This window comes from Arthrobacter sp. G119Y2, from assembly GCF_038069765.1.
Classification (GTDB): Bacteria; Actinomycetota; Actinomycetes; order Actinomycetales; family Micrococcaceae; genus Arthrobacter_B.
On record NZ_JBBPFS010000003.1, the window covers coordinates 177368 to 203784 of the forward strand.

Annotated in this window: 21 protein-coding genes; 12 read left to right on the forward strand and 9 right to left on the reverse strand. The window is 63.5% G+C overall.

The features are described 5' to 3' along the window. Positions 1-7: 7 nt before the first annotated feature. Positions 8-3625 (reverse strand): transcription-repair coupling factor, encoded by a 3618-nt coding sequence (mfd, locus tag WKB88_RS07430; protein ID WP_341393902.1) that lies wholly within the window; start codon positions 3623-3625, stop codon positions 8-10. Positions 3626-4088: 463 nt separating this feature from the next. Then, complete coding sequence (locus WKB88_RS07435) at positions 4089-5753, reverse strand: M28 family peptidase (protein ID WP_341393903.1); 1665 nt, start codon at positions 5751-5753, stop codon at positions 4089-4091. 347 nt (positions 5754-6100) lie between these two features. On the opposite strand from WKB88_RS07435, the gene WKB88_RS07440 reads away from it, so the two are divergent. The 4 genes from WKB88_RS07440 to nhaA all read left to right on the forward strand — a co-directional run bounded on the left by WKB88_RS07440 (position 6101) and on the right by nhaA (position 9225). Beyond that, a complete protein-coding gene (locus WKB88_RS07440) occupies positions 6101-6835 on the forward strand; it encodes a hypothetical protein (protein ID WP_341393904.1) in 735 nt (244 codons plus the stop codon). A gap of 196 nt (positions 6836-7031) precedes the next feature. Then, on the forward strand, positions 7032-7535 hold the full coding sequence (locus tag WKB88_RS07445) for a DUF2505 domain-containing protein (protein ID WP_341393905.1): 504 nt from the start codon (positions 7032-7034) through the stop codon (positions 7533-7535). Positions 7536-7538: 3 nt separating this feature from the next. Next, entirely contained in the window at positions 7539-7772 is a 234-nt protein-coding gene (locus WKB88_RS07450; protein WP_341393906.1) for an SCO4848 family membrane protein, read from the forward strand. A 55-nt stretch (positions 7773-7827) separates the two neighbouring features. Continuing rightward, positions 7828-9225: a Na+/H+ antiporter NhaA gene (gene nhaA / locus WKB88_RS07455; RefSeq protein ID WP_341393907.1), complete on the forward strand. Its 1398-nt coding sequence runs from the start codon at positions 7828-7830 to the stop codon at positions 9223-9225. Positions 9226-9843: 618 nt separating this feature from the next. On the opposite strand, the gene WKB88_RS07460 is transcribed toward nhaA, so the two are convergent. The 4 genes from WKB88_RS07460 to WKB88_RS07475 form a co-directional block, all read right to left on the reverse strand. After that, positions 9844-10755 carry a hypothetical protein gene (locus WKB88_RS07460; RefSeq protein ID WP_341393908.1) on the reverse strand — a complete coding sequence of 304 codons (912 nt, stop codon included), beginning with the start codon at positions 10753-10755 and terminating at the stop codon, positions 9844-9846. Then, on the reverse strand, positions 10752-11525 hold the full coding sequence (locus tag WKB88_RS07465) for a signal peptidase I (protein ID WP_341393909.1): 774 nt from the start codon (positions 11523-11525) through the stop codon (positions 10752-10754). Before WKB88_RS07465 ends, WKB88_RS07460 begins: the two co-directional genes overlap by 4 nt. A gap of 35 nt (positions 11526-11560) precedes the next feature. Then, a complete protein-coding gene (locus WKB88_RS07470) occupies positions 11561-12097 on the reverse strand; it encodes a hypothetical protein (protein ID WP_341393910.1) in 537 nt (178 codons plus the stop codon). 86 nt (positions 12098-12183) lie between these two features. Then, positions 12184-12762, reverse strand: coding sequence for an alternate-type signal peptide domain-containing protein (locus WKB88_RS07475; RefSeq protein ID WP_341393911.1), 579 nt, complete (start codon positions 12760-12762; stop codon positions 12184-12186). Positions 12763-13046: 284 nt separating this feature from the next. On the opposite strand from WKB88_RS07475, the gene WKB88_RS07480 reads away from it, so the two are divergent. From WKB88_RS07480 to WKB88_RS07505, 6 genes are all read left to right on the forward strand, one after another. Further along, entirely contained in the window at positions 13047-13622 is a 576-nt protein-coding gene (locus WKB88_RS07480) for an arsenate reductase/protein-tyrosine-phosphatase family protein (RefSeq protein WP_341393912.1), read from the forward strand. 14 nt (positions 13623-13636) lie between these two features. Further along, positions 13637-14110 carry a VanZ family protein gene (locus WKB88_RS07485; RefSeq protein ID WP_341393913.1) on the forward strand — a complete coding sequence of 158 codons (474 nt, stop codon included), beginning with the start codon at positions 13637-13639 and terminating at the stop codon, positions 14108-14110. A gap of 309 nt (positions 14111-14419) precedes the next feature. Further along, a complete protein-coding gene (locus tag WKB88_RS07490; protein WP_341393914.1) occupies positions 14420-14782 on the forward strand; it encodes a hypothetical protein in 363 nt (120 codons plus the stop codon). Between the two features lie 82 nt (positions 14783-14864). After that, positions 14865-16613: a sensor histidine kinase gene (locus WKB88_RS07495; protein WP_341393915.1), complete on the forward strand. Its 1749-nt coding sequence runs from the start codon at positions 14865-14867 to the stop codon at positions 16611-16613. Positions 16614-16735: 122 nt separating this feature from the next. Continuing rightward, positions 16736-17245: a flavodoxin family protein gene (locus WKB88_RS07500; RefSeq protein ID WP_341393916.1), complete on the forward strand. Its 510-nt coding sequence runs from the start codon at positions 16736-16738 to the stop codon at positions 17243-17245. 68 nt (positions 17246-17313) lie between these two features. After that, the gene (locus WKB88_RS07505; protein WP_341393917.1) at positions 17314-18126 is read left to right on the forward strand and encodes a hypothetical protein; all 813 of its coding nucleotides are present in this window, start codon (positions 17314-17316) and stop codon (positions 18124-18126) included. Between the two features lie 119 nt (positions 18127-18245). Here the strand turns inward: WKB88_RS07505 and WKB88_RS07510 are convergent, their stop codons facing one another. Beyond that, positions 18246-19064 carry a response regulator transcription factor gene (locus WKB88_RS07510; RefSeq protein WP_341393918.1) on the reverse strand — a complete coding sequence of 273 codons (819 nt, stop codon included), beginning with the start codon at positions 19062-19064 and terminating at the stop codon, positions 18246-18248. A 117-nt stretch (positions 19065-19181) separates the two neighbouring features. On the opposite strand from WKB88_RS07510, the gene WKB88_RS07515 reads away from it, so the two are divergent. Then, positions 19182-20864, forward strand: coding sequence for a sensor histidine kinase (locus tag WKB88_RS07515; RefSeq protein ID WP_341393919.1), 1683 nt, complete (start codon positions 19182-19184; stop codon positions 20862-20864). Between the two features lie 257 nt (positions 20865-21121). On the opposite strand, the gene WKB88_RS07520 is transcribed toward WKB88_RS07515, so the two are convergent. Further along, a complete protein-coding gene (locus tag WKB88_RS07520; protein WP_341393920.1) occupies positions 21122-22531 on the reverse strand; it encodes a hypothetical protein in 1410 nt (469 codons plus the stop codon). Next, positions 22528-23643 carry an acyltransferase family protein gene (locus WKB88_RS07525; RefSeq protein WP_341393921.1) on the reverse strand — a complete coding sequence of 372 codons (1116 nt, stop codon included), beginning with the start codon at positions 23641-23643 and terminating at the stop codon, positions 22528-22530. The genes WKB88_RS07520 and WKB88_RS07525 overlap by 4 nt, the downstream gene beginning before the upstream one ends. A 759-nt stretch (positions 23644-24402) precedes the next feature. Here WKB88_RS07525 and WKB88_RS07530 point away from each other — a divergent pair. Next, on the forward strand, positions 24403-24981 hold the full coding sequence (locus WKB88_RS07530; protein ID WP_341394240.1) for an SGNH/GDSL hydrolase family protein: 579 nt from the start codon (positions 24403-24405) through the stop codon (positions 24979-24981). Positions 24982-26417 lie beyond the last annotated feature (1436 nt).

The window sequence follows — 26417 nt, forward strand, 5'->3', positions numbered from 1 at the left end:
CAATCCCCTATTCCTTGAACACCGCGTCCACAACCTGCTGCGCCCACGCCAGGATCTCGGCGTCGACCAGGTCCCGCCCGCCAATCCGGGCGGTTTTGGGCTTGGGCACCAGCACCGCGTTCAGCGCCGGCTTCACCTGCGCGCCGGGGTACATCCGCTGCAGGCGCATGGTGCGCGATTCGGGCAGGTCCGCGGGAGCGAACTTGATGAAGTTCCCCTGCAGCGCGACGTCGGTGAGCCCGGCCTCGCGCGCGTTGACCCGGAAGCGGGCCACCTCAATCAGGTTCTTCACGGCCTGCGGCGGCTCGCCGTAGCGGTCCACCAGCTCCGCGAGCACCTCGTCGATCGCCTCGTAGGTGACCGCGGAGGCCAGCTTGCGGTACGCCTCCAGCCGCAGCCGCTCCCCCGGCACGTAGTCGTGCGGCAGGTGCGCGTTGACCGGCAGCTCGATCTTCATCTCGGCGGCCTTCTCCTCGGCCTCGCCGCGGTAATCCGCCACCGCCTCGCCGACCAGCCGGATGTACAGGTCAAAGCCGACGCCGGCAATGTGCCCGGACTGTTCCCCGCCGAGCAGGTTGCCCGCACCGCGGATCTCCAGGTCCTTCATCGCCAGCTGCATGCCGGCGCCGAGTTCGTTGTGCGTGGCCACGGCCTTGAGCCGTTCCAACGCCACCTCGCCCAGCGGCTTCTCCGACGGATACAGGAAGTACGCGTAGGCACGTTCCCGGCCGCGGCCCACGCGCCCGCGCAGCTGGTGCAGCTGGGACAGGCCAAAGTGGTCCGCCCGGTCCACAACCAGCGTGTTGGCGTTGGAAATGTCCAGCCCGGTCTCGATGATCGTGGTGCACACCAGCACGTCAAAGCGCTTCTCCCAGAAGTCCACAATGATCTGCTCGAGCTTGGATTCGCTCATCTGCCCGTGCGCGACGGCGATGCGCGCCTCCGGGACCAGCTCCTGCAGGTGCGCGGCGGTGCGGTCAATCGAGGAAACCCGGTTGTGCACAAAGAACACCTGCCCTTCGCGCATCAGTTCGCGGCGGATCGCGGCCGAGGCCTGCCGGTCCGTGTACGGGCCCACGTAGGTGAGCACGGGATGCCGCTCCTCCGGCGGGGTGGCCAGCGTGGAGGTTTCCCGGATCCCGGTCAGCGACATTTCCAGGGTGCGCGGAATCGGCGTCGCACTCATGGCCAGCACGTCCACGTTGGTGCGCATCTTCTTCAGCGCTTCCTTGTGCTCAACGCCGAACCGCTGCTCCTCATCGACGATCACCAGGCCCAGATCCTTGAACTGGACCTCCTGCGAAAGCAGCCGGTGCGTGCCGATGACCACGTCCACGGAGCCGTTCTTCACGCCCTCGATGGTTTCCTTGGCCTGCTTGGAGGTCTGGAACCGGGACAGTGATTCCACCCGGACCGGGAACCCGGAGAAGCGTTCGCCGAAGGTTTCCATGTGCTGCTGGGCCAGCAGCGTGGTGGGCACCAGCACCGCCACCTGCTTGCCGTCCTGCACGGCCTTGAACGCGGCGCGCACCGCAATTTCGGTCTTGCCGTAGCCGACGTCGCCGGAGACCAGGCGGTCCATCGGGACTTCCTTCTCCATGTCCGCCTTGACCTCGTTGATGGTGGTCAGCTGGTCCGGGGTTTCCACATACGGGAACGCCTCCTCCAGCTCGCGCTGCCACGGAGTGTCCTTCGCGAAGGCGTGCCCCTTGGACGCCATCCGCGCCGAGTACAGCCTGATCAGCTCACCGGCGATCTCCTTGACCGCCTTGCGGGCCCGGGACTTGGTCTTGGCCCAGTCCGAGCCGCCCATCTTGGACAGCACCGGAGTTTCCCCGCCGACGTAGCGGGTGATCTGGTCCAGCTGGTCGGTGGGCACAAACAGCCGGTCGCCGGGGCCGCCGCGCTTGGCCGGGGCGTATTCGAGCACCATGTACTCGCGCACGGTTTTGCTGGCGCCGGCGCCGGTCGCGCGCTGGATCAGCTCCACAAACCTGCCGACGCCGTGCTGCTCATGCACCACAAAGTCGCCTTCGTGCAGCTGCAGGGGGTCGACGGCGTTGCGCCGCTTGGAGGGCATCTTGCGCATGTCGCGGGTGGAGTAGGCGCTGGCCCGGCCCAGCAGGTCAGCCTCGGTCAGCAGCCCGGTCTTGAGTCCGTCAAAGACGTAGCCGCGGCCGGCGCTGGCGGTGGTGATGGAGATGATGCCCGGCACCGGTTCGGTGTCCACGGAGTCGGTGAGCGACGCCGGAATGTCATTGTCCTTGAACAGCTCGGCCAGGCGCGCGGCCGGGCCGGGGCCTTCGGTGACCACCACAACGCGCCACGCGTCGCGCACCCGGGAGCCGATGAACTCCATCATTTCCGCAACATCGCCCTGGTATCCCCGGGGTTCGCGGGCGTTGATGGTCAGGGTGTCGATGTCCAGGACGGTCTCATCGTCCGGATTGAAGGAGGTGATGGACCACCAGCCCACCGAGTTTGCCAGGGCGGCGGAGCGGGTGTCCGTCAGGGACCGGAAGCTCGCAGCCTCCAGATCCGCGCTGATGCCGGCGGACAGATCCAGCGGCGCCGCACCGCCGTCGGACGCTGTGGCCCAGGCGGCGGCGAGGAATTCCTCGTTGGTGGCGGCCAGGTCGTGCGCGCGGGCGCGGACCTTCTCGGGCTCCACCACCACGGACAGCGATCCGGCGGGCAATTCGCCCATCAGCGGCACCATTTCATCCACCAGCACCGGGGCCAGGGACTCCATGCCTTCGACGGCGATGCCGCCGGCGATCTTCTCGAGCATGTCCGCGGCGGCGGGCATCTGGCTCTGCAGCTTCGCGGCGCGGCTCATCACCGAGGGGGTGATCAGGATTTCGCGGCAGGGCGGTGCATAGAGCTCGGTGGGATGCGTGATGTGCGGGCCGGTCAGGGTCCGCTGGTCGGCGACGGCGAACCAGCGCATCGAGTCCACCTCGTCGCCGAAGAAGTCGATGCGGATCGGATGGTCCTCGGTGGGCGGAAAAACGTCCAGGATGCCGCCGCGCACGGCAAACTCGCCGCGGTGCGAGACCATGTCCACCCGCGCGTACGCGGCTTCGGAGAGCTGCTTGACGACGGCGTCGAACTGGCGTTCCTCCCCCACCTTCAGGGAGACCGGCTGCAGGTCTCCGAGCCCGGCCACCAGCGGCTGCACGACGGCGCGGACCGGGGCCACGATCACGGAGATCGGGTGCCCCTCGGGATGGGCCAGCCGGCGCAGCACCGACAGGCGCCGACCCACGGTGTCCGAGCGCGGCGAGAGGCGTTCATGCGGCAGGGTCTCCCAGGACGGAAACTCCTCGATCCCGGCCAGCGGCAGGTAGGAGCGCAGGGCTGCGGCCAGGTCCTCGGCCTCGCGGCCCGTCGCGGTGATCGCAAGGACCACCGGCGGTGTGGTGTCGGCGCCGGCTGTTCCGGCGTCGTCGGCCGCTGCCGCGAGCCCGTCCACCATTTCCGCCAGCAGCGCTGCCCGCATGCCCTGCGGGGCGCCGATCTGCAGGTCTTCGCTGCGCCGGTCGGGGGTGCGCGACGCGAGGGTTCGCACCCGTGCGTAGGACGGGTCTTCGGCCAGTGCGGCGCGCAGTCCGTTCAGACTCATGGGCAGGGGCTCTCCTTGGCTGTGGCGGTGCAGCCGGGGTGCGGCTGCAACGTGGGTGAGGCTAAGCAACGCAAATACCCGAAGTTCACTAGGAACCCCGGGGCTTTTCTTCCAGACTACCCGCTGCGCCGGGGGTGGAAACGCCCCGTCCGCTGCGGGCTGATGCTGCTGCTGACCGGGGGCTGGGGTGGTCCCGGAGGTCCCGGCCGGAGTGGCGCCGGATCTGCGGGTTACCAACGTGGCTGCTGCTGCCGGTTTGGGTTTCTATGCCATTGCGGGTTTCTGCTGGCGCCAGGAAGACTGGGCTGCTCAACGCGGGCAGGGCTTCGGGCCGGACAGGGATACGGACAGGGCCCCCTGCCTGGAGACAGCAGAAGGCGGAAGGCCAATCCCCCGGCCTTCCGCCTCCGGCCTCAAGGCCGACGTTCCCCCCCCCGCCCATTGCCCGCGTTTCGCCCGACGGTTACTTCAGCGCCTCGTCGCCCCGGAACTGCAGGTCGACGCCCGCCGGTGCCAGCCGCTTCGACCGAACGTCGCCGCCGCCGCGCAGATCCGCGTCCGTCCGGGCGAAGGTCAGCACGGCATGCGCCACGGCGTCGGACATCTGGTCCAGTCCGCGGCGGTTGATGTTCCCGAGGTCGTCGCATTTCTGGTGGTAGCAGGGGTCGTACGCTTCCCCCGCCGTTCCGCCGAACAGTGCCGCTTCCTCCTCGGTTTTGATGTCTTCGGCACCGCTGAACAGTCCGCCGGCCGGAATATCGTTGAGGATGAACGCCGAGTAGTCGGAGCGTCCGCTGAACTCGGTGGGAGCCGAGGGCAGCTCCTGTCCGGCAAAGTATTCTTCGAAGATCCTCTCGATCTCGTCCGAACCCACCGGCCGCGGAGCGGTACTGTCCGGGAACGCAGAGCCGTCGCCGTCGTACACAAAACGGACCAGGTTCGGCGAGCCCAACATGTCAAAGTTCAGGTTCGCCAAGGTACCGTCCAGCCCGACCTGATCGAGCTGCGAGACGTAGTGGTTGGAGCCCTGCAGCCCGTCCTCCTCTCCGCCCCAGAACGCAAAGCGGACCCGGTTCTGCAGCGGGTGGCGCTTGGTGGTCTCGGCGAGCTGGATTGCGGTTTCCAGGACGGCCGCACTGCCGCTGCCGTTGTCATTGATGCCCGACCCCACCGGTACGGAATCGAGATGCGCGCCGACGACGACGGTACGGTCCGCGTTCCCGCGGGCCGTGTCGGCCAGAATGTTGAACGAGTTGGTGGTCTGCACTCCGGCGTCAATGTTGAGCCGCAGCTCCAATCCCTCACTGCCGGCCAGCGCCTCCCCCAGAGCGGTAGTGGCGCCGACAACGGGAATGGTTGACACCTCGTCCTCGCCCACCCCGTCGCTCAGGGTGCCGTTGAGCAGCCCGCTGCGGTCCGCCCCCGGTGCATCGCCCATATTGAAGATGATGACGCCGGATGCGCCTGCCGCTGCTGCGTTGAGCGCCTTGATCTCAAAGGAGCAGGTCCCGCGCTGGATCAGCGCAATGTCGCCGGCGGCAAAACCCGCGAAGTCTTCAGCCTCGCAGCCCGAGGTGTTGACCGTCCGGTCCCCGCTGAGGATGAGGTCCACCGGGGCAACAGCGGCCGTGACATCCCCCGAGCCGGAGTACGTCATGGTGGTGAAGTCGGTTCCGGCCGTGTACACCGTGGGCGTCGGTGCGGTCTGCTCCAGGGATTCGCTGGCCACCACAAACTGGTCGTAGGAGAAGTCCTGGCGCACAGGCTTGTAGCCGGCCCGGCGCAGCTGGTCCTCGATGTATTGCCCTGACGCCTCATAACCGGGCGTCCCGGACGCACGGTTGCCGCCGTTGGCATCCGCGGCGTCCTGCAGACCTTCCAAATGGTCAAAGACGTTGTGGAGGGTGACGGCGGCACGCAGCTTGGCGCTTTCGTCCTTCACGGGCTTGACCGGTTTACCCGGCTTGCCCGGGTGGCGCCCCTTACCGCCGCTGTCCGTGGTGGAGGCGGTGCCATCCGGAACCGTGGTGCGGACTCCGCCGGACTCGGCGAACACCGGCCCGGCGGTTCCGGCGGTGAGGACAACAGCGGCTGCGAGCGCAGTTCCGCGGAGAATACGTGTTTTCATGCTTCCCCTCATTGGTGCGAGTGATTTTCAGTGCCGGCGGCGCAGCAGCGTTCACCGGGTTCCGGCCCCTCCCGGGACGCCGTGCCGCAGACGGTAAGTTACGGATCCGTCTGTCAAAAGCGAAGGCGGGGGCGCCGGTCCGCAGTCGGCTAAAAAACCGGCGGGCCGCCGTCGTACGCGTGACGTGGACGGTCCCGCCCGCTAGGTTGCCGCGTTTCAGCCCCGCTCACCGGGCCGGAGGGCCTAATGCGCGGGCCGCTTATGGATTTTCGCCGGAGCCCCTGCCACGCTGGAAAGGCACGGCGATCGGCCCGGCAGCAGATTCCACGCGACGTAAGGATTGGCCCATGGCACGCAAAGCCCTTCTCCTGGCCACAGCATTTGTCCTCTCGCTCCTGGCCCTGACCGGGTGCAACAACGACAACGAATTCGGAGGCGGCTCGTACTCCGCCGACAACGAAGAGGTGGACCGGAGCGGAACCGCCAGCCCGGAGTCCTCCGGCCGGGACACGTCGGCAGCCTGCGCCTCTGCGTCGCCGGGCAGCGCGGAGCAGGAAAACTGCGAGGCGCAGGGCGTGCCGGGCGTGACGGAGAACCCGGACCGCTGCGGGAGCACCACCCCCAGCCCGATTGCCAGCGGCATCATCCAGGGCACCTTCGGCCCGTGGTGCGAGAACGCGATTGCCAGCTCCTACGACTCCTCGGCCGTGCCCGATGAAGCGGACACCACCATCACCATCTCCGAAACCGATGCGGACACCACGCTGGAAATGATCGCGCGCGGCTTCGCGGCGAACACCGAGTTCACCGCCACCCTGCATGAAAGCCTGTGCGGCGCGGACCCCGCGGACGCCGGCCGGGAGTACGAAGACACCCGGAGCGAGGAGTCGGATGACCTGAGCCTGGACTTCACCACGGATCAGGGCGGCAACTCCACCGCCAGCGTCACCGTGCCGTGGGTCCTGCCCGACGACGGCATCGGACGTTCGCTGTTGATCACCCTCGACGACGACGAGACTGCGAGCCCGGACACGGCGGACGACGACGACCGTGCCGTGGCCTGCGTCAGCCTGGAGCGGTAACCGGTCGACGGCGGGAGACAGCACGACGACGGCGGGAGGCAACCGCCCAGCCCAGCCGCCCGTTCTGCAGCAGCTCGAGGCCGTCGGCGTTTCGGAGCTGGGGACCGCTGGAGATTAGGATGTTTCTGGGCCGGTAGAGCCGTGCGCACCTGCGCGCGGACCGCCGGCAAGACCGCATACCTACTCTGGAGGACCCATGGCGCTGAACGCCTCGACCACCCTGCCCCACGACGTCCGCACGGTTACGGACACGTTCGCGAACGAGGACTTCCTGCGCAGCGTCAGCGAGCACGTGGGCGGCTCCCTGGTCTCGGTGACCGTGGACGGCAACACTGCCGGCGCGTTTGTCCTCACCGCCGTCCGCACCCTGCCGACCGACCGGCTGCCGGACATCGCCAAGAAGTTTGTCGGCGCCACCCTGACCGTGACGCAGAAGGAGAACTGGGCCGCACCGGCTGCCGACGGTTCCCGCGAGGCCAGCATCGAACTCTCCGTGGGCGGCGTTCCGCTGAAGGTCAACGCCGTGCAGCGCCTGGTCGCCGTGGCCGAAGGCACCCGCGTGGACGTGGACGGCAAGGTCAGCTCCTCCATCCCGTTCCTGGGCGACAAGATCGCCAAGCAGGCCGAGCCGATGATCGGCAAGGCCCTGACCATCCAGGCCAGCCAGGCCGGCAAGTGGATCGAAAGCCGCAAGGCCTGATCCGTGGATAACGGCATTGTCCTTCCCACCGCCCTTGCGGTCATCCTGATCATCGGCGGCCTCTGGTCCCTGATTGTCTGGCCGCCGTACCTGATAGAGGCCTACAAGAGCCCGAAGGCCCGCGACGAGAACGGCGCCCCCACCCGGTACCTGACCGTGAACCTGATGAAGGTCACCACGTCCATGATCTTTGGATTGGTGGCCATCATTGTCGGTTTCCGGGGGCTCACGGGCTAAAACCCGCCCCGCGGTGCCAGAATGCGGATAACCCGTTTTCTGCATGAGGAGTCCCATGGCACCGGATCAGCAGCACCAGCCCGACGGCGGTGCGCACGTACCGCCCAAAGCGTCCGGCAGCACCGTTCTGGGCCGCGCCAGCTATCCGGAAGTCCTGCGCATCGGAGCAATCCTGCGCAAGGAAACGGTCGGCGGGATCCTGCTGCTGGTCGCCACGGTGGCGGCGCTGATCTGGGCCAACTCCCCGGCGTCGGGCTCCTACTTCGCGATCCGCGACTTCGAGTTCGGCTACGAACCCTGGCACCTGAAGCTCAGTGTCGGCGAGTGGGCCGCTGACGGCCTGCTCGCCGTCTTCTTCTTCCTCGTGGGACTGGAGCTCAAACGCGAGTTTGTCGCCGGGGACCTGCGCCAGCTCAGCAAGGCAATTGTGCCGGTGGCCGCGGCGGCGGGCGGCGTCGTCGTTCCGGCGGTGATCTATGCCGTGATCAATGTGGTCTCCGGCTCGGACGGGCTGCGCGGCTGGGCGATTCCCACCGCCACCGACATCGCGTTTGCCCTGGCGGTGCTGGCGGTGATCAGCTCGCACCTGCCCTCGGCGCTGCGGATCTTCCTGCTGACCCTGGCCGTGGTGGATGACCTGCTGGCCATCACCATCATCGCGTTCTTCTACACCGAAGACCTGCATCTGCTCTATCTGGGCATCATGCTGGTTCCGCTGGGCCTGTTCCTGTATCTGGCGCAGTCCAAGCGGCGGATCTTCGCCACCCATCCGGCGGCCGCCTGGCTGGTCCTGCTGCCGGTCGGGGTGGCGGTTTGGGCGCTGATGCACGCCTCCGGAGTGCACGCCACCGTTGCCGGGGTGCTGCTGGGCTTCTGCATTCCGGTGCTGCGCCGCGGCCCCGACGGCAAACCCGTGCAGCCGGAACCGGGCAAACCGGGCCTGGCGGAGATCTTCGAGCACCGGTTCCGGCCGATCTCCGCCGGCTTTGCGGTGCCCGTGTTCGCGTTCTTCTCCGCCGGCGTTGCGATCGGCGGAATCAGCGGCCTGGGCTCGGCGCTGACCGATCCGGTGGCGCTCGGCATCCTGGCCGGGCTGGTGGCCGGCAAGCCGCTGGGCATTCTGGCCACCACCTGGATTATCACGGCCGCCACCCGTGCCCGGCTTGATGTCACCGTGAAGTGGATCGATCTGCTCGGGATCGGGGTCCTGGCCGGCATCGGCTTCACCGTGTCGCTGCTGGTCAATGACCTGAGCTTCGATCCGGGGACCGAGCACAACGACCACGCGAAGGTCGCCATCCTGGCGGCGTCGGTCATCGCCGCGCTGCTGGCCTCAATCCTGCTGCGGATCCGCAACCGGCACTACCGCGCCGTGGAGGAAGAGGAAACCCGGGATGCGGACGCGGACGGGATTCCGGATGTTTACGAGGACGACGACGGCGGGCGGGCCTAGGCATCACACGCACCCGGACTCGCAACCCTTGACTGCGGTCAGCAGGTAAACCAGGAGATCAGGCTGCTGTTGGAACGCAGGCTGGTGGTGGGACTGGCCTTGGACGGGGACAAAATCTGAGTGCCCGCATCTACAACTCCGGGGGCGGATGCTCCGGGAGCCAGGAACCCCGTCGATACTGTAACCGAACCGGTCCTCAGTCCCATCCAAGAATTCAATGATTCGCCGTTCACTCGAAGTGAGGCCGGCTCAAAGTAAGTGGTCTGCGCTGGGAACGCATAGTCAACTGTGTCTCTCGACGTTGAAATCCGGAGGACGTAGACAGCATCGCCCGGCATTCCAGCCGGTGCCGTCCAGCTGACACGGGTATAAAAGGACCGGTCGTTGCAAATTGGCGCCGCTACGGATGGGAGGTCCGGACGTGCGGTCGCCACGATGAGGTTCGCGTCAACTCTCAGGCTCCAGTAGGCATAAGCAGCAGACCCGCCGAGACCGAGAACCACCGTCAGCACAAACGCGATGGCCGCTGAGCGGAAGCCGGGCTGGGCACGGAGACGACTGAACCAGCCTCCACCGTCCGAGACAGATTCGCTGTCAGATGCAGCCCCCAGCTGCTTCTTACTCATACCGGCCTTCCCTTACCCGAAATACAACTGCGGCCGCAAAGAGTACAGATACTGCTATCAGGAGCGTACCGGAAAGCGACCGGATGATCGGTTCCACGGTGCTCTGGAAACCCGCTGGAACAATCGCAGCCGGGGCCTGTTGCTCTACAGGAGACACAGCCTGAGGGGAACGCGCATCAGCCTGGCGCTCCGGAAGTGCAGCCGGGAAAATGCTGTTGGATCCTGCTACCGGATGTGTACCGGATATGCCGGACAGCGTCACCAGCTGTGAGGACGCCGCGGCGGTTTCGGCCGGACCGGGGTTGGCGGTTACTGCCCCGGGTTCAATGGGCCGGTTTGGACCGGCCACTGCGTCACATGCCGGACGGGGAGCAGCGTCTTCGGATTCCAGGAGAAAGACAACATCAAATTCCGCGGCCCGGTTCATCGTGTCATTGGGCGCGTCCGCGGAAAGGTCCACGACCAGGCTCAACTCAAGTTCCTCGCCGGACTTCAGGTCCCAAAAACCAGACACATCAGTGCAGCTGCCCTGTGCTCCCAGGGGAGAACGAGCCGGCAGGTCAGATTTCAGCCCGGCTGTCAGGCCAAGCTGCCGGTTCAACTGAGGATCGGACCGGACCATTACGGCGGCTGAGGACAGCCGGGCCGGTTCATCGCTGCTGTTGCGTATCCAGACTGTGGTGCCGGTTGCGGCGCCGGGAATGTATTGGAGCGAATCCCTGAAGACAGGACCCGCTATCGTCGGTGCAAACGTGGTGCCGTCGAGGCTGAATTGCAGATAGCCGTTGGATGCGAAAGCGGCTGGTGCTCCGGCGAGGGTAACAGCTGCGGCAACAGCACCAACGGCGGATGCGCCGATCAGTCGCCGGTTCCATCCCGCCGTGGGTGCTAGGGATCGGTTCATGAGACGGTGGCGTGCTTCCGGGTCTCGACGCGGTGGCTGTGGGTTGAGACGTTCTCGCGGGAATGGTCGTGGTCACAGCCGTCGCAGTCCGTCAGGATGGGATCGTCGTGGTCCAGTGGATCAAAGGCGCTCCCCGCCGGTGACCCGAAGCTGGGGAAGATCGTGTCGCCGTCGGTACCGAAACCCTGCCCGGCAGGGCCTTCAGGGGATGCCCCGTCGTCGTTACGCTTTTTGGCCAGGGCACCGCGGACCAGGGTAACCACTCCGTATCCCATCAGTGCAACGGCGCCCCACTGGGCGATCGCACCGCGGTCGGAGTTGCCCAGGCCGTTGGCAATGAAGCCGACAAACGGGACCGCGTAGAAGAGCTTTCCCTTGACCTGGATCTCGCGGACCGGCAGTTCGTCTTCGACGCTGTTGTTGTCGCCCTTGGTGGTGAAGACGGTTTCGCCGCTCTGGTCAGCGCCGACCGAGGTGATGCGGTGGGTGATAACGGCGGGAGAGCCGGACTCAATCTGGTAGGTGATGATGTCGCCCACGGCCAGTTCCGCGAAGGGAACGGGCTTTACAACGAGAAAGGTACCGGGAGCATACTTGGGAGCCATCGAGCTGGTGAGCACACTGTAGGTCTGGGAGCCGGTAAGCATCGGCACGATAACCAGGGCCAAGGCAGCCATGGCAGCCAGGCACAGAGCGAGGTAACTGACACCGGTACCAACGATGCTGAAGGCTGTAGTTGGCTTCGCGGCTCTTCTGCGTCCGTGCGACATAGTGGCTGTCCTTTGCTGTCTATCGTTGAAACCGGTCATGCTGGCATTTGGCTAACGGTGAGCGAGACGGGAACGGTAGTTGTTCCCCCCAGAATCGAAGTTGGGGTGTTCGGCTTCAGGGTCGCCTTCAAACAGATGGTCTTGCTGGTGTTCTTAGCAATGACGCCTAGGTCCGGCATCCCCGCATAGGCGGCTGTTTCGCAGGTTTGGCCGGCCAGCGGCACCGTGGTCTGAACGGTCAAGTACTGTGCAAAGCCCGCGGTTGCTGCCCCGACCTGGATGATCGGTTTTACCTTCATGGCGCTGGTGGCATTGACGTTGTTGGTGACACCGACGCTGGTGTAGGAACTGCCGTCGGGCTTGAGCTCCGCGAGGTTCAACGCCAGCGGCTGTTGCAGGGCAGTCATCTCCACGCCGTTCACCAGGATGCTGAAATTGGAAGACTGGACTGTTCCGGCGTTTGACGGAACAACTGCGTTCCACAGTGCGTAGCTCCCCTGGACCGTCATGAGACCGAGCACCACAGCCGTGATGATCAAACCGGCCGCTTTCAGTGCTCGAAGGCTCTTCATCGGATTCGTCTCCAGGGGGGAACAGGCTGTGCGCGAAGCGTGCGCGCCGCGCACAGCCGGGGGTTAGAACAAGATGGTGCTTGGGACTACGGGGCGACCGGTGCCGGAGCCTGAGTAGCGGTGGTTGCGGTCGGCACGTTCTGCTCGAGCTTGAAGCCAACGGTGCTCAGTGCTGTCTGCTGGCCCATGGAGGCAGTGGCGTTTCCCGCGGTGAGGTTGGCGAAGTCAACGACCATACGGGCCTTGACCGTGTGCGTGCCGGCATTGAGCTGCAGCGGGATGGCGGTCACTCCGCTGGCAGCAGGCGTCCAGGAGGTGCCGTTGTTGGTGCTGTACTCGATGGTGATGTTCGCCTCCGAGCCGAAGGCCTTCGCTACGGCGTCCGTGGTCTTGAGGTTGGCGGTGATCCGGTCTCCGATCAGAGTGACAGCGAGATCCTGCGAGTAGGTCAGCTTCTCGCCGGGAACCATTTTGTAGCTCGCTACTGTGATGGGCCCGGCCGTCATGTTGCTGGCCCAGTTTCCGGTTCCGGCCGTCATCTTCAATTCACCGGAAGCAATCGTGCCGGCGTTGGCTGCCTGCGACGCGTTCCAGGTGGCGAGGGTTCCGCCGCCGCCGAGAAGCAGTGCTACGCCTACGCCGGTTGCCAGTGCGCCTTTAGCCATCTTGTTCATTGTGTTCCCCTTGTTCGCTGTGCTTGTAACCGTTTCGGCCTAGGAAGGTTTTCCTTGCCGCTGGGTATTACTTTGCCGCCCCGTCCTCAAGAAACAACGCGTCCTTCCCGCAGGGTTCTTGCAACGTTTGGCCAAAGCTCAAGGGCCACACAAGGTAACCTCAACAACAGCGCAATGAGCCGCTTGAGACCCGTAAAACCCCGGCTCGCGAGCCGAAAGCACCAGCAGCACCCGCACCAAAGACCCGAAACCAGCACGATCTGAAGCCCGAGGACATGAGCACCAACACCCCGTTCCGCATCCTGACCGTCTGCACCGGCAACATCTGCCGCTCCCCCATGGCGGAGCGACTGCTCCAGACCGGCTTCGACGAGATGGCTCCGGGAGAGTTCACCGTGGCGAGCGCCGGCACCGGCGCCCTGGTGGGCTCGGCCATCGAACCCCACGTGGCCGGCTTCATCCACGTCTTCGGCGCGGACTCCAGCAACTTCATCTCACGCCAGCTCAACACCAACATCCTCGCCGGCCAGGACCTGGTGCTCGCGCTGAGCCGCGCACACCGCAGCAAGATCGTGGAGCTGGCCCCGGGCCTGCTGCGCCGCACCTTTACCCTGCGCGAGCTGGCCCGGCTGCTTCCGCTGGTGGAGGGACAGCGCGACGTCGGCGCCTCCGAACGCTGGAAGGCCGCCACCGCAAAGGCGCTGCGGCTGCGCAGCGCCCACCCCGGCGGTCCGGAAGAGGACGACGTCGTGGACCCCTACCGCCGCAGCGAGGACGTGTACCAGCAGATGGTCCACCAGCTCACCCCGGCCGTGGACACCCTGCTGTCCTGGGAACGCAAGCACCGGTGACGGACACCCGACCCGTGACGTCCCCGCCTCCGCCACCGCCGCAGCCCGCACAGGGCCCTTCCCGGCGGGTGCGGCAGCGCCGGACCCTCGCTGCTCTCTTCCTCCTCTATATAGGGGTGCTCGCACTCGTCGTGTTCTGGCCCTCACCCGTGGACCAGGGTTCGGCCGGCACGCTCAAGGCTGTCCTGCGCAGGCTGCACGGCATGGGGGTGCCCGGCTGGGTCAACTACTCCTTTGTGGAGAACCTGGCCAACGCCCTGATGTTTGTGCCCTTCGGGCTGCTCGGCGCCGCCTGGCTGAGCGAGCGGCGGATCTGGCTGGCTGCAGCCGGCGGGATCGCGGCCTCCTGCCTGATCGAAACCGCGCAGGCCGTGCTGCTGCCCAACCGCTTCGCCACGATTTACGACGTGACCGCCAATTCCCTCGGCGCCGCCCTGGGCTGCATCCTTGTTTACGCCTGGCGCAGCCGCCGCATCCCGCCGTCGTAACTCCCCCGAAGCAGATCCCCGCCGTCGTACCCCCAACGAGGTGGCAGTAAGTGCTGCTCCCAGCCCTCAGAGCCGCAGTTACTGCCATTTCGCGGGTCAGGGAAGACCCGCCGGGAATCTTGCCCCGATCTTGCGTTTTCCCCGGGGCAGTTCCTGAGCTAGCGCTGGCATTGTTTGAGACATCAAGCAGCCTTATGAAACACCCAGCCCCGCCGCGCAGCACTGCGGCCACCCGAGCGGAGGACCCCCCATGGCTCCAATAGCATCCGCTTGTTCCCGCTCCGCCCTTTGGGCAGCCGGGGCTTGTCGATGATGGCCACGGCCGAGCACGGCCTGGACTTGATTGCCCGCGAGCAGCTCCTGGACCTGACCGACCAGCTCGGTCCGGCGTCCTGCCGCGAGTTCGTCGGCAACTACATCGCCCTGTGGGAGTCCCGCTATGACCGCCTGCACCGGGCGGTGACGGGAGCGGACGACGCCGCCGCGATGGACGTGGTGCTCAGCATCAAGATCTCCAGCGAAATGGCCGGGGCCAAACGCCTCGCCGAGCTGGCGCGCAGCGCCCAGCAGCGCCTGGCGCACTCCGGCGCCGCAGAGCTGGCGTCCATGCTCGCCGTATTCGCGGCCTGCGGCCGGGAAACCATGGCCTGCCTGCTGGCGTCCCTGGATTAGCCGCACCGGCCAAAGCCGCCCCGCACCGGCGGGTACCCTGAGATGCAGGCAGTTCGCTTATCAGGGGGGAGTTTCACCAACCATGTCACGGCTCGGCACGCGCACCCGCACCTTCCTGGGCATGGACAAGGATTTCCACGACCTGACCCTGGCGCAGCGCGTACGGGTCAGCCAGGGACCGCTGGTGATCACCGTCAGCCTGCTCTGCATCATTTACGCAACCCTGCTGCCGGAAATCCTGGCCCGGCCGCAGTTCCAGGCCGGACTGGTGCTGCTGGTGCTGATCACCGTCACCGCCGCCGTCGTTCCCTGGGACCGGCTCTGGTATCCCTCCTACTGGATCCTGCCGATACTGGATTTCGCCGCCATCGGCCTGCTCTACCACGGCGGATTTGGCCTGGCGATGGGCATCTACCTGCTCTGCGTTTTTCCGGTCTTCTGGCTGGCCTGGTCCCGCGTATCGGCGGCCGGCGCCCAGCTGCTGAGCTTCATCTGCCCGCTGATCATCGTCTGGCTTCCGGTGTTCGCCTCCGCCGAGCCCGTCACCGGACAGCGTCTGGCCGCACCCATCCTGGGACCGCTCGTGACCCTGGCGGTTGCCATCACCGTGACCGTGATCCGGCAGGACATGGATTCCCGGCAGGCTGCCCTGGCGTGCAAGGACCAGCTGCTGGAAGACGCCCTGGCCCAGAGCACCGAACGGTCCCAGCTGCTCGACGTCGTGCTGAACGCGATCGACGTCGGCGTCCTGGTGGTGGGCCCCAACGGGTCCGCCGTCCACAAGAACGAGCGGATGCGGATGCTCGACGAGCGGATCCGGCCTGCCGGCATGAAACACACCCAGGAACAGGACCTGCTCTTTTTCGGCGCGGACCGCACCACCGCCCTGACCGCGGCGGAGCGGCCCATCGGCCGGGCGATGAAGGGCGAGGCGTTCCAGGACGTGCTGATCTGGGCCGGGCGGCCCGGTGACCTGATGGCGCTGTCCTGCTCCGCGCGCATCCTGCGCAACGAGCACGGCTTCAACGGCGCCGTCATCGCCTTCAGCGACGTCACCGCCCTGACCGATGCGCTCCGGGCCCGGGATGACTTTGTTTCCAGCGTCTCCCATGAGCTGCGCACTCCCCTGACCTCGATCATCGGGTATCTGGACCTGGCGCAGGAAGAGGTGGAGGACACCGGCCTGACCGGCACCATTCCGCATGCCGTGGAGGTGGCCCAGCGCAACAGCGAACGCCTGCTGAGCCTGGTCTCGGACCTGCTGGCGGCGGCCTCGGGCAGCGTGGCCTTGGACCCCCGCCCGGTGTCCGGGGAGGAACTGATCAAAGCCTGCCTCCGCTCGGCCTCTCCCCGGGCAGCCGCCGGCGGCGTGCTGCTCACCGCCGAGTACGCGCCGGGCCTCACCGTCCACGGAGATCCCGGGCGGCTGGCGCAGGTGCTGGACAATCTGCTCTCCAACGCGATCAAATACTCGCCCGACGGCGGCACTGTCACCGTGCGTTCCTGGACCGAGCCCGGCCTGGCCTTCCTGGAGGTCCAGGACTGCGGCATGGGCATGAGCGAGGAGGACCAGCGGGAGCTGTTCACCAAGTTCTTCCGCACCGGTGCCGTGCGCCGGGCCGGAATTCCCGGGGCGGGCCTGGGCCTGGCCATCACCAAGAACATCATCGAGGCCCACGGCGGAACCATCTCCCTGGTCAGCGCCCCCGGCGAAGGCTCCACCTTTACCGTGTGCCTTCCGCAGCCGGCGCAGCCGCCGCCGTCGGCCGATGGAACGGAAGCTGCCCCCGCGGATGTGGAAATTGCCGGAGCTGCTTCGTCCCTGGAGTGAACGCAGCCAGCTGCGCTGCACGGGTCAGCTGAAGGATGTGCTTGCCGCGGGAACCCTGCACGGCTTAGATGAGACCCACAGAACCCGCTGCTCTGCCGCGGGAAACTCACATCGGAGTAAAAATGCGCGCACTCGTGGTCTATGAATCCTTGTGGGGCAATACTGAGACGGTGGCGCGGACCATCGCCGCCAGGCTTGCCGCCGGCGCCGAAGTGGATGTGCTGGACTCGGATGCGGCACCGTCCTCAGCTGAGGGGTATGACCTCCTCGTGGTGGGCGGTCCGACACACGCGTTTTCCATGACGCGCCCAACCACCCGTGCCGATGCCGTGAAGTCCCACTCCGCTCCGCACGAGCCGGTGCGCGGTATCCGGGAATGGCTCAGCCAGTTGGAACGCTCCAGCGCCGGCATTCCAGCAGCTGCCTTCGACACCCGCGTGGATAAACCAAGGATGCCCGGTTCAGCCGCAAAGGCGGCGAAGCACGAACTGCGCTCCCTCGGTTTCGAGACGTCGATCAGGCAGCAGACCTTCCGGGTCCATGGCCACGAAGGGCCGCTCCTCCACGGGGAAAACGAACGGGCTGCAGCTTGGGCTGACACTGTTCTCGAACACGCGAGGGCCGGCCGGTGAAGCAGCCATCCGTTCCGCGGCTGGAGGCACGGGTTGCTGCTCCCGGCGACAGGTTGCCCCCGGTATGGATGTGGCTGTCCGTCTCAGCCGGCCTGCTCGCCTTCGCCGGCAGTTTGCTGAGCCTCTTCCGGCCGGCCGCGGTCTACGGGCGGGAAACGGATGAGCTCATTAACGCAGCCCTTGCCCAGGACGTGGTGAACGCATTTCTGGTCTCTCCGTTGCTCGTGATCCTCGCTGTGCTGGCCCGGCGCGGATCGATTATGTCGTGGTTAGCGTTGATGGGTTTCCTGGCGTTCACGGTCTACAACTACTCGATCTACGCATTTTCGATCCAGTTCGGACCCCTGTTCCTCGCTTGGGTGGCTGTTCTTGGCCTCTCAGCCTTCGCTCTGGCAGGCGCTCTGGCCAGCGCAGTGCCCGAGGCCGCTCACCGAGCCGGAATCCCCAGCCGGTTGACCGGGTGGGTGCTCATAGCAACGAGCGTGTTCTTCACTCTTCTGTGGTTGCGCGAGATCATTCCTGACCTGATGGCGGGCTCCCCTTCAACCAGCGCCTCGAGCTGGAATGTGCCGACCAGTCCCGTTCATGTCTTGGATCTGGCACTCTTCCTGCCGGCGGTGCTGATGTCAGGGGTGCTCTTGCTGCGGGGACGGGCCTGGGGCTGGGCTACGGCGGCGGGCTCCCTGGCCTTCCTGGGGCTGACCGCCTTGCCGATACTCGTGACCCCCATCGTCTCCCTCCTCCGCGGGAGCCCTCCGGGATGGCCTGTCGTGCTGCCCATGGGGTTCCTCTGCCTTATCCTCTGGGCGGCTTTCTTTCGGCAACTCAGGTTAACACGCCGATTCCTGCGCAGTGGTTCGAGGGTCGCCGGCCGGCGCTAGGACCAAGACTGCCTGGTACAGCGCATCTATCCTCCTAGCCTTCAGGAACCGCTGCCCCGGGCTAAGCACTGCCACGGTGCCGGCGGCAAGGGTTGCCAGACCAGATGCCCGTTTGAGGGCTAGCGCGGCGGAGCCAGCCGGTAGCCGACGCCGCGGACCGTCTCCAGCCAGCGCGGGGAACGGGAGTCGTCGCCGAGCTTACGGCGGACGTTGCCCACGTGTACTTCGACGGTGCGTTCGTCGGCTTCGCTAATGAATCCGCCGGCATCGTATTCATCGCCGCGCAGCCGGCGCACCAGATCGGTTTTGGTGCGGACGCGGCGACCGCTTTCCAATACAGCGTGCAGCAGTTCAAATTCGGTGCGGGTTAGTTCGACCGGCGCTCCGTCCACCTCGGTGGTCCGGGTGCCGAAGTCCAGGCTCAGGCCGTTGTGGAGGAATTGGCCGGCCTCTTTGGCGCCGACTTCAACAGGAGCGGCAGGAGCCGCCGGGGTCGCCGACGGTGCGGAGGCGGCGGCAGCATCGGGCACTGCGGGCTGGGGAGCTGTTGTTGCGGTTTCCTCGCTGGCGCGGGGGCGGCGCAGCATCGCGGAGATCCGGGCGCGCAGTTCACGCGGGCGGAACGGCTTGGTGATGTAGTCATCGGCACCGGCTTCCAGGCCCATGAGGGTGTCGAGTTCTTCGGCGCGGGCGGTCAGCATCACGATGTAGGCATCGGAGAACAGGCGCAGCTGGCGGATCACTTCAAAGCCGTCAATGTCCGGCAGGCCGAGGTCCAGGGTAACCACGGTGGGATTGTGCGTGCGGACCGCTTCCACGCCCTCTGCCCCGTTGGGACTGGTGAAAACCTTAAAGCCGGACTGCTGCAATACCGCATTTAATAGATCGCGGATATCCTTGTCGTCCTCGATGATGACTGCAACGCGCTGTGTTTCCATACGGCTGTGATTTTTCCATCCTGCGAGACCTTCTGATAACCCGCTCCCCTAGGCAGTGATACTACAGGCTCCCCCTATAATCGCTGCTATAGCCATGAGGATTCCGGGGGTCCGTTTTTGTCCAATTTTGAGCGCAGAGCTCTGGCGCTGCTGGGTATTCAGCACGAATTCCATGAATTATCGCTCCGCCTCCGCGTGGCCGCCAGCCAGCTGCCGCTGGTGCTGTCCGTACTGGTTACCCTGCCCATTGTCGCCGTGGTCAGTCCGGGAACTTTCTCCGAAAGCACCTTTCTGCTGGGAATTTTGCTGCTCGCCGTCGCCACCTTGGCATCCGTCGTCGTGCCCTGGGACCGGTTGTTCGTCCCGGCCTATTGGGTGATTCCGCTGGTGGATTTCTCCGTCATCGGCTTCCTCTACACCGGCGGCCGGAGCTCCGTGACCGGCCTTAGTCTCCTGTGCGTGTTTCCAGTCTTCTGGCTGGCCTGGTCCGGCGCGGCCACCCGCCTGGCTGCCTTGCTCAGTTTCGCCGGCACACTCCTGGTTGTGTGGGCGCCGGCCATCAGCGACGGGGCCGGTTCCGCGAAGGATCTGGCCAGCCCGCTGCTGATTCCGTTCATCATGCTGGCAATCTTTACCACCGTGGCGATCGTGGAAAAGGACACCGTGGCCCAGCACAAGCGCCTCATGGAAGCCGAAAACAACCTTCAGGGCAGCCTGCAGGAAAGCCGCCTACGCTCCCAGCTGCTCAACGGAGTGCTGGAGACGGTCGACGTCGGCGTGACTGCGCTTGACGCCGATGGTAAGACCATCTTGATGAACAGCCGGCAGCGCACCAATCATGCTCTGGCCGGCCTGGCCGGAAGCACGGATCCCCGCGATGATGCCCTGATTTTCGGGCTGGACCAGGTAACGCCGCTGACCTTGGCGCAACGTCCCACGCAGCGGGCAATGCGCGAGGAGTCCTTCTCGGACATGATCGTCTGGGCAGGAACAGGAAAACGCCAGCGCGCGCTGGCCGTCTGCGCCCGCGCGCTGCGGGACAACGGCAAGTTCGCCGGCGCGGTCTTGGCCTACAGCGACGTGACCGACGTGGTCAACGCGCTGAACGCCAAGGAAGACTTCGTCTCCAGCGTCTCGCATGAGCTGCGCACTCCCCTGACCTCTATCATCGGCTACCTCGACCTGGCGCTCGACGACGCAGAAGAACAGAACCTGGAAGGCCCGGTTCGCACCGGACTGCTGGTGGCCCAGCGCAATGCCGAGCGGCTGCTCACGCTAGTGTCCGATCTGCTGACCACGGCTTCCGGGGTGATGTCCCTTAGCAAGTCCGATGAGAACCTGACCGAACTCGTGCGGACCGCCTTGGCTTCCGCCGGCCCGCGGGCTGAAGCAGCCGGGGTGCAGCTCAGCAGTGACGTCCCCGCCACGCTGCCGGCGCGGGTGGATCCCGGGCGGATCCTGCAGGTGTTGGACAATCTGCTTTCCAACGCGATCAAGTATTCCCCCGACGGCGGGGCCGTCACCGTGCGTGCCTGGGCTGAGCCTGGATCGGTGGTTCTGGAAGTCACGGACAACGGCATGGGCATGAGCGCCGAGGACCAGCGGGAGGTGTTCACCAAGTTCTTCCGCACCGGCCAGGTGAAGAAGGCCGCCATTCCCGGCGTGGGCCTCGGCCTGGTGATCACCAAGTCGATTGTGGAGGCCCACGGAGGGACGGTTGCTTTCGAGTCAGAACTCGGGTCCGGCACGGTTTTTTGTGTGTACATGCCAGCCGGGCTGGGGCGCTCATCAGGTTCATAGGCTACCTGAATAATTCGCTGCGCGACCCCAGTCGACGCCGGGGAAAGGTGCGGTTCGCCCATCCTGAAATCTACACAACAAGGCCGCTGGTTATCAGCCAGAATGGCGATTTGCGGCAGCGGTTTGTCTCGACGAGCTTATTGCCTCCACGCGTCAACCGATCTGGTCCTTAGAATGGCTTCGCCCATGCGGCTGGTATTCGGCGGGCTCACCCCATTCCCTGCCACGCGCACCTGCGAGCCTTTAATAGAACTGGCTCACTTTGCAGTCCGGGCGACGGCCCTGAATTCTTCCAAGCGGTATTTTGGTATGTCCGGGCGCGTGATGGGAAGTCTGTGGAACCCCAGATAAGCGAGTAAGCCAAATATTAAAAGAGCCACCGGGACGTTATCAACCAAAGGATAACCGGCAATTTGCACGCAAAACGCCACCATTCCTGCCGCTGCATCGAACCGCCGCCGTCTTAATGCACCGAGTATAGCCCCTACGAACAGCACTATTAGGAGGAACAAACCAGCCAGGCCCGAGCTTACGATTACTCCAGCGTAAGAGTTCTCCAAAGGTAGGGTCATCCCAGTCAGGGCGGAACGAATGTTCGACGTTCCAGCCCCGGACCCGACGAAATTGTCTTGCTCCGCAATCCTTAGGCCCGCTTGCAAAAGCACACCGCGCAGATGGGCGGAGGAGGCGCCTTCAGCCGAGTTCGAGCGGGCTTGGACGAGGGGTGAGCTGACCACGGTCACAGCAGCGACGGCTGTGACAAAGACGAAAATGCACTTTCGCACTAATGTCATTTTCCCCGCAATGAGTACCGCCAGCGTGCCGATAGCAAGGCCAACAGCCAAGGCCGCCACACCGCTTCTAGAAAGCGTAAAGACTAGCCCTGCTGCAGCGGTTGCGCCGGAGAGAAGTGCAAACCTGGACCGGGTTTGGGCAGTGTTCATGAGGGCGTAAGCCGAGGACGCAGCGAAAAACGTAGCGTTCATCAAGGGGTGACCCAATGTCGTTGTGCTCCGAATAGAGCTCCAATTCTGTGAGACTCCGATGCCACCCGATTCCGTGCCCTGATAGAGGGAGGCCAGGAAGGATTGCTGCGATATCCCTTCCACAATGGCCATTGTGCCAAGAATGAACCCAAGCCAGAGCCAGCATTTGGAGAGCGTCTCCGCAGTCTCAGTATCGCCACGGCCGCTGAGAAATACCGGCAGTACCGCCACGACGCACACACTGGCAGTCCAAAGCAAAGTGCGCTGCGGGTCGATACTCCAGAGAAGGGTTAACAGCGCCCAGCAACCCAGGGCAGCGCCAACAGCGAGCCAGAGTTTTGGGGATGCGCCCCGTCCACTCGTGGCGATCGTGCGCAAGAACCAGATCAGAAGAATGAAGACCACTGGCGTCAAATAGCGCCCGATAATCGGGTTAACCAAAGGTGTGTAAGCAAGCGGTACAAGCGCAAAAACAGACAATGCAATACCGGGGAGCCACCGAATTGGTCCAACTAAAAGGAGTACCGCCCCTACAAGCGCCACAACTAGGACAAGCCCGATCCAAACTCCTTCCAAAGCGAGACTACCTAGCGATCCCAACATGAGGAGAGCAATCAGGCCAGCGAAAACTTTTTGCGCCGTTGAGAGCCGGTTAATACTGGGGGTTTCCTGTCCGTTCATGCGCTAGTGGAACGGGCCAGAGTGCGCTGGTTATTTTTCGCTGCCCTAGCGGAGTGAATGGGAACCTCTATCCACTTATACAGGGCGATGCCGACGATGACGCCGAGCATAACCGTGAATGGAACTTCGACCAATGGTGGCAACTGAAACACAACATGAATCGCGTTGGCTACCGACAAGTGCACCAAGTAAATGCTGTAACTAGCGAGGCCGATGAGTTGGACGATGCGCATCTGGGATACTTGATAGAAGTATTTGCGCATGGGCCCAACCCCAGGGGTTAACCCGTAGACGATTACGATGCACGCCGCAGCGCTCTGAAGAGTGAACCTAAACGTATCGCGGAACCAATCATCACGGATGAGCAGGCTTACCACGTACATAACGATGGCAGCCACCAGCGACCAGTCGTTTGCAAACACATTGGAGACACGGTTAGGCCGCTCTCCACGTTGCTGCCACGAATGGTACGCAATAGCCGCCAGAACTCCCAACGCGATACCTTCAATGCGTGTGTCAGATCCGTAGTAGATTCGATGAGTCATGTCCGGATCAGTGGCCAGAATCATCCTCGAAGACATGGACCAAAGCACGCACAGCAGAGCAACCGATGCGGTAAGTGCCCTCCAATATCGCGATCTGACGGCAATTAGCCACATCAAGGCGAATAAGATATAGAACTGCTCTTCAATGGATAGGCTCCACACCACATCTGTGCCTGGCATCACGTCATGCGAACCATCGATCTTGAACCAGTTAAAGAAGAAAAAGACCTGCCCGAGAAACGCGCCCCAATCAAGCTTTTCAAACATCGAGAAGATGAGGGAAGGGATGACTACAGCCACGAGCAGCGGCGGCACAATCTTGATACAACGACGCAAGTAGAACTGGCTGACCGAGAAGCTCCCTGTCTTTTCGCGCTCGCGAAGAAGCAGGTACATGATGATGAAGCCCGAAATTGAGAAGAAGATGGTCACGCCACTGCCACCGGGGATAATGTGCCCCAACCCAGCGTGCGCGACAACGACGAGCATGACACCGAAGGCTCGCATAGCATCGATATGAGCAAAGCGCCCGCTCCTGTTGAGAGGTGCAGGTGATGAAGTGGACAAGGTTCCCCCAAATTGGTCCCAGCAATCAACCGCAATCCTACGGCCCTCGTGTTGGGCAAATAGACCAGGTTGACGTCACGTTCGGATTGACGCCATCTCCTAGTTTACCCAGCAATTATTTCCTTAACGACACACGAAATGTTCGAGACATGGATACGGATGACCCGTATCTCAGGCCAGCCGGCTCGAAACTCCCCAGCATGCGATATGAGGACCGGTGCCAAGTTCGCGTGGGTGGAGCCCCAGGCCATGCTGATAGCTCATGAATCGTTTCCCTGCGAGATCAAGACCGATAGACCACGAGCGAGCCGGACCAGGAACATTGACAGCAAGGCAGCTTAAGGGCGATGGAGTTCAGCGCGGCGTGCCAGCAGTCACCAATCGGGCCCGGGCTCCTGCCATGATCATCACCCCTAACCCCACGCCCACTACTTCACATGTCCGGGGGCACTTTGCTTATACGAAATACCGGATCTGCACGCATACTACGGACTCCAACCGCTCGCACTAAACCGCGCAAATGAGTTTCACGGTAATATTAGCGTCGTCATTCAAATTGTAGGGGGAGCTTTGAGTAAGCACCGTAAAATAAGGTTAGTCAAAGCAAGCATAGCCAGCATTGGCGCCCTAGCCTTTATAGCAGGTGCCGCGAGCTTCGCATCTATGGCACATGACCGATAGATTCCGCCAGTCGCCTCAGACAAGGTTGCCTCCTACTATGCGTCACCTCCAGTAGCGAAAGAGCGCCCACTGGCTATCATATTTGGCGACAGCTACTTCAACGGGTGGACAGGCACACCCGAGCACCGCGCCATAGCAAGAACTACGGCCAACCATCTTGGTTACGATGTTTGGATTAGGGGCATAGGTGCCACAGGGTATGCCACGGAGAGGCCCCCAAACTTGGGCACCCCGGCGGGGTCCTACGTCGATCAGATTTTGAAGGAACCTCTGGTGACCAAACGCCCTGCAAGTTTTGTGCTTCTCGAAGGCGGCCTAGCAGATCTCGCCGTGCCCCGTAGTGAATTTTCCGCATCCTTTAAAAACGTCGTCGAAGAAATTCGCGGACAGCAACCATCTGCTGAAATCTTTGTACTGGGGCCTGCCAACGTTTACCCGTGGGAAAACGGCGACATTGACGACAACGTCAAATTACAGGCTCAACTCTGTGCTGAACTGGGCCTGCAATTCATCGATACTGCTGATCTGATGCCTCATCAGGAGTTCCTCAGCTACCTGCTGGAGGACAACACCCATCCTAATCAGGAAGGGGCCGATATTCTCTCTGAGCGCTTGGCAGCAGAACTCGTTAGACGAGGCGTGGAGCCCAGCGTATAAATACTCCCTCAGACACAGCTGTTGGTGGCAGACAGTCAGACATCAGCAGAACAACCAATTTCGATGATGGCCAGGACATCGTGGTCAGGATCATCTGACTTATGTGATTGTTGAGTTACAGCGGAAGTATAAGAACGAACCATCTAGAGGACCAACGGGGCCGAGGTTGACCCAGGCAAGTTAGCCTTTTCGCCTATGCCAAGATCTGTTGCAAAGACACGAGGTACAACCTTGAGACAGACAAATAGGTAAATAACGAATGCAGCAACGCGGACCAATGCTGTCCCCAATGGGACACCTATTGGCCCCATCATGCTAATTAGCAGCCAATTTACTGCAATGTTGGATACCGTGACGATGATACTCAACCACATCATTAGGGCCTGCCCTCCCGCTATAACGAGAAAACGAGAACAAACGAACGTTCCTATGGCAAAGGGAAAAGCCGATAGTCCAATGCAAGCCCATTTGACCCCTTCAGCCCAAGAATCAGGAACAATGCCCGCAGTGCTGGCTCCCCATAACACCCCAACCCCGCTACCCACAACTACCGCACAAGTCAGGCTCAGGTTCCGCATATCTCTACGAATCAGTATTCGAGCCTTGTATGGATCCATGCTTCTGATACCTGACCACACTCGGAGCTTAGTAACGACCATGCTCATATTTACGAATTGAAAACACGCATAGAAAATTTTGTCAGCGATTTCGTAAGCGGTGATTGACCCGGTAATCGGCCCCAGTAGAAATCTATCGGTCACAGGACCAGCCTGCGTAGACGCCGAGGACAGCGCCTGAATTCCCGTCCCAGCGTGAACTAGGCGCTCATGCTCAAATGTTTCGGACACTGTCGGCATTCTGCGCAATATCATTTCCAAGAGCAGAACACGGCAGACCTCCCCAAAGCACAACGCTGTGGCGACCCCTACAGGGTGTACGCCTGGAAACAACAATACGATGCACAGCGGGGGAACCGTCCTGAACGATTGGAGCAGGACCGGCGCAATCGAGTTTCCGCGAGCAATTAGTTCTCCAGACCGAACACTCGCTGACGAACCGAAAATCGGTACCAGCATGCAGACACACGCGACTAGAATGAAGAGTCCGGGATCGTTTGCGTAAACACGCACACCATAGACGAGCGTTAAAACTGCTCCAAGCCCCACACTGACCCACACCGCAAAGAAAAGCTGCCTTTTGCGATACCTGCGCCTCTCTGCATGGCTAATTTCCCGCTGTCGGGAGAGGACCCTGCCCATCTGCACCACTGTATTTACTTCAATAGCACTTCCAACCACGCTGGCCAACGTAACAATTAACGATGAGGCCAACAAAAAAAGATCGCTGGACTCGGTGCTCAGCTGAATAGCCAGAACGAAAGGAAAAACAAACCCGGGCGCCAAAGAAACGCCAGCGGCTAACGTCTGCCCCGCACG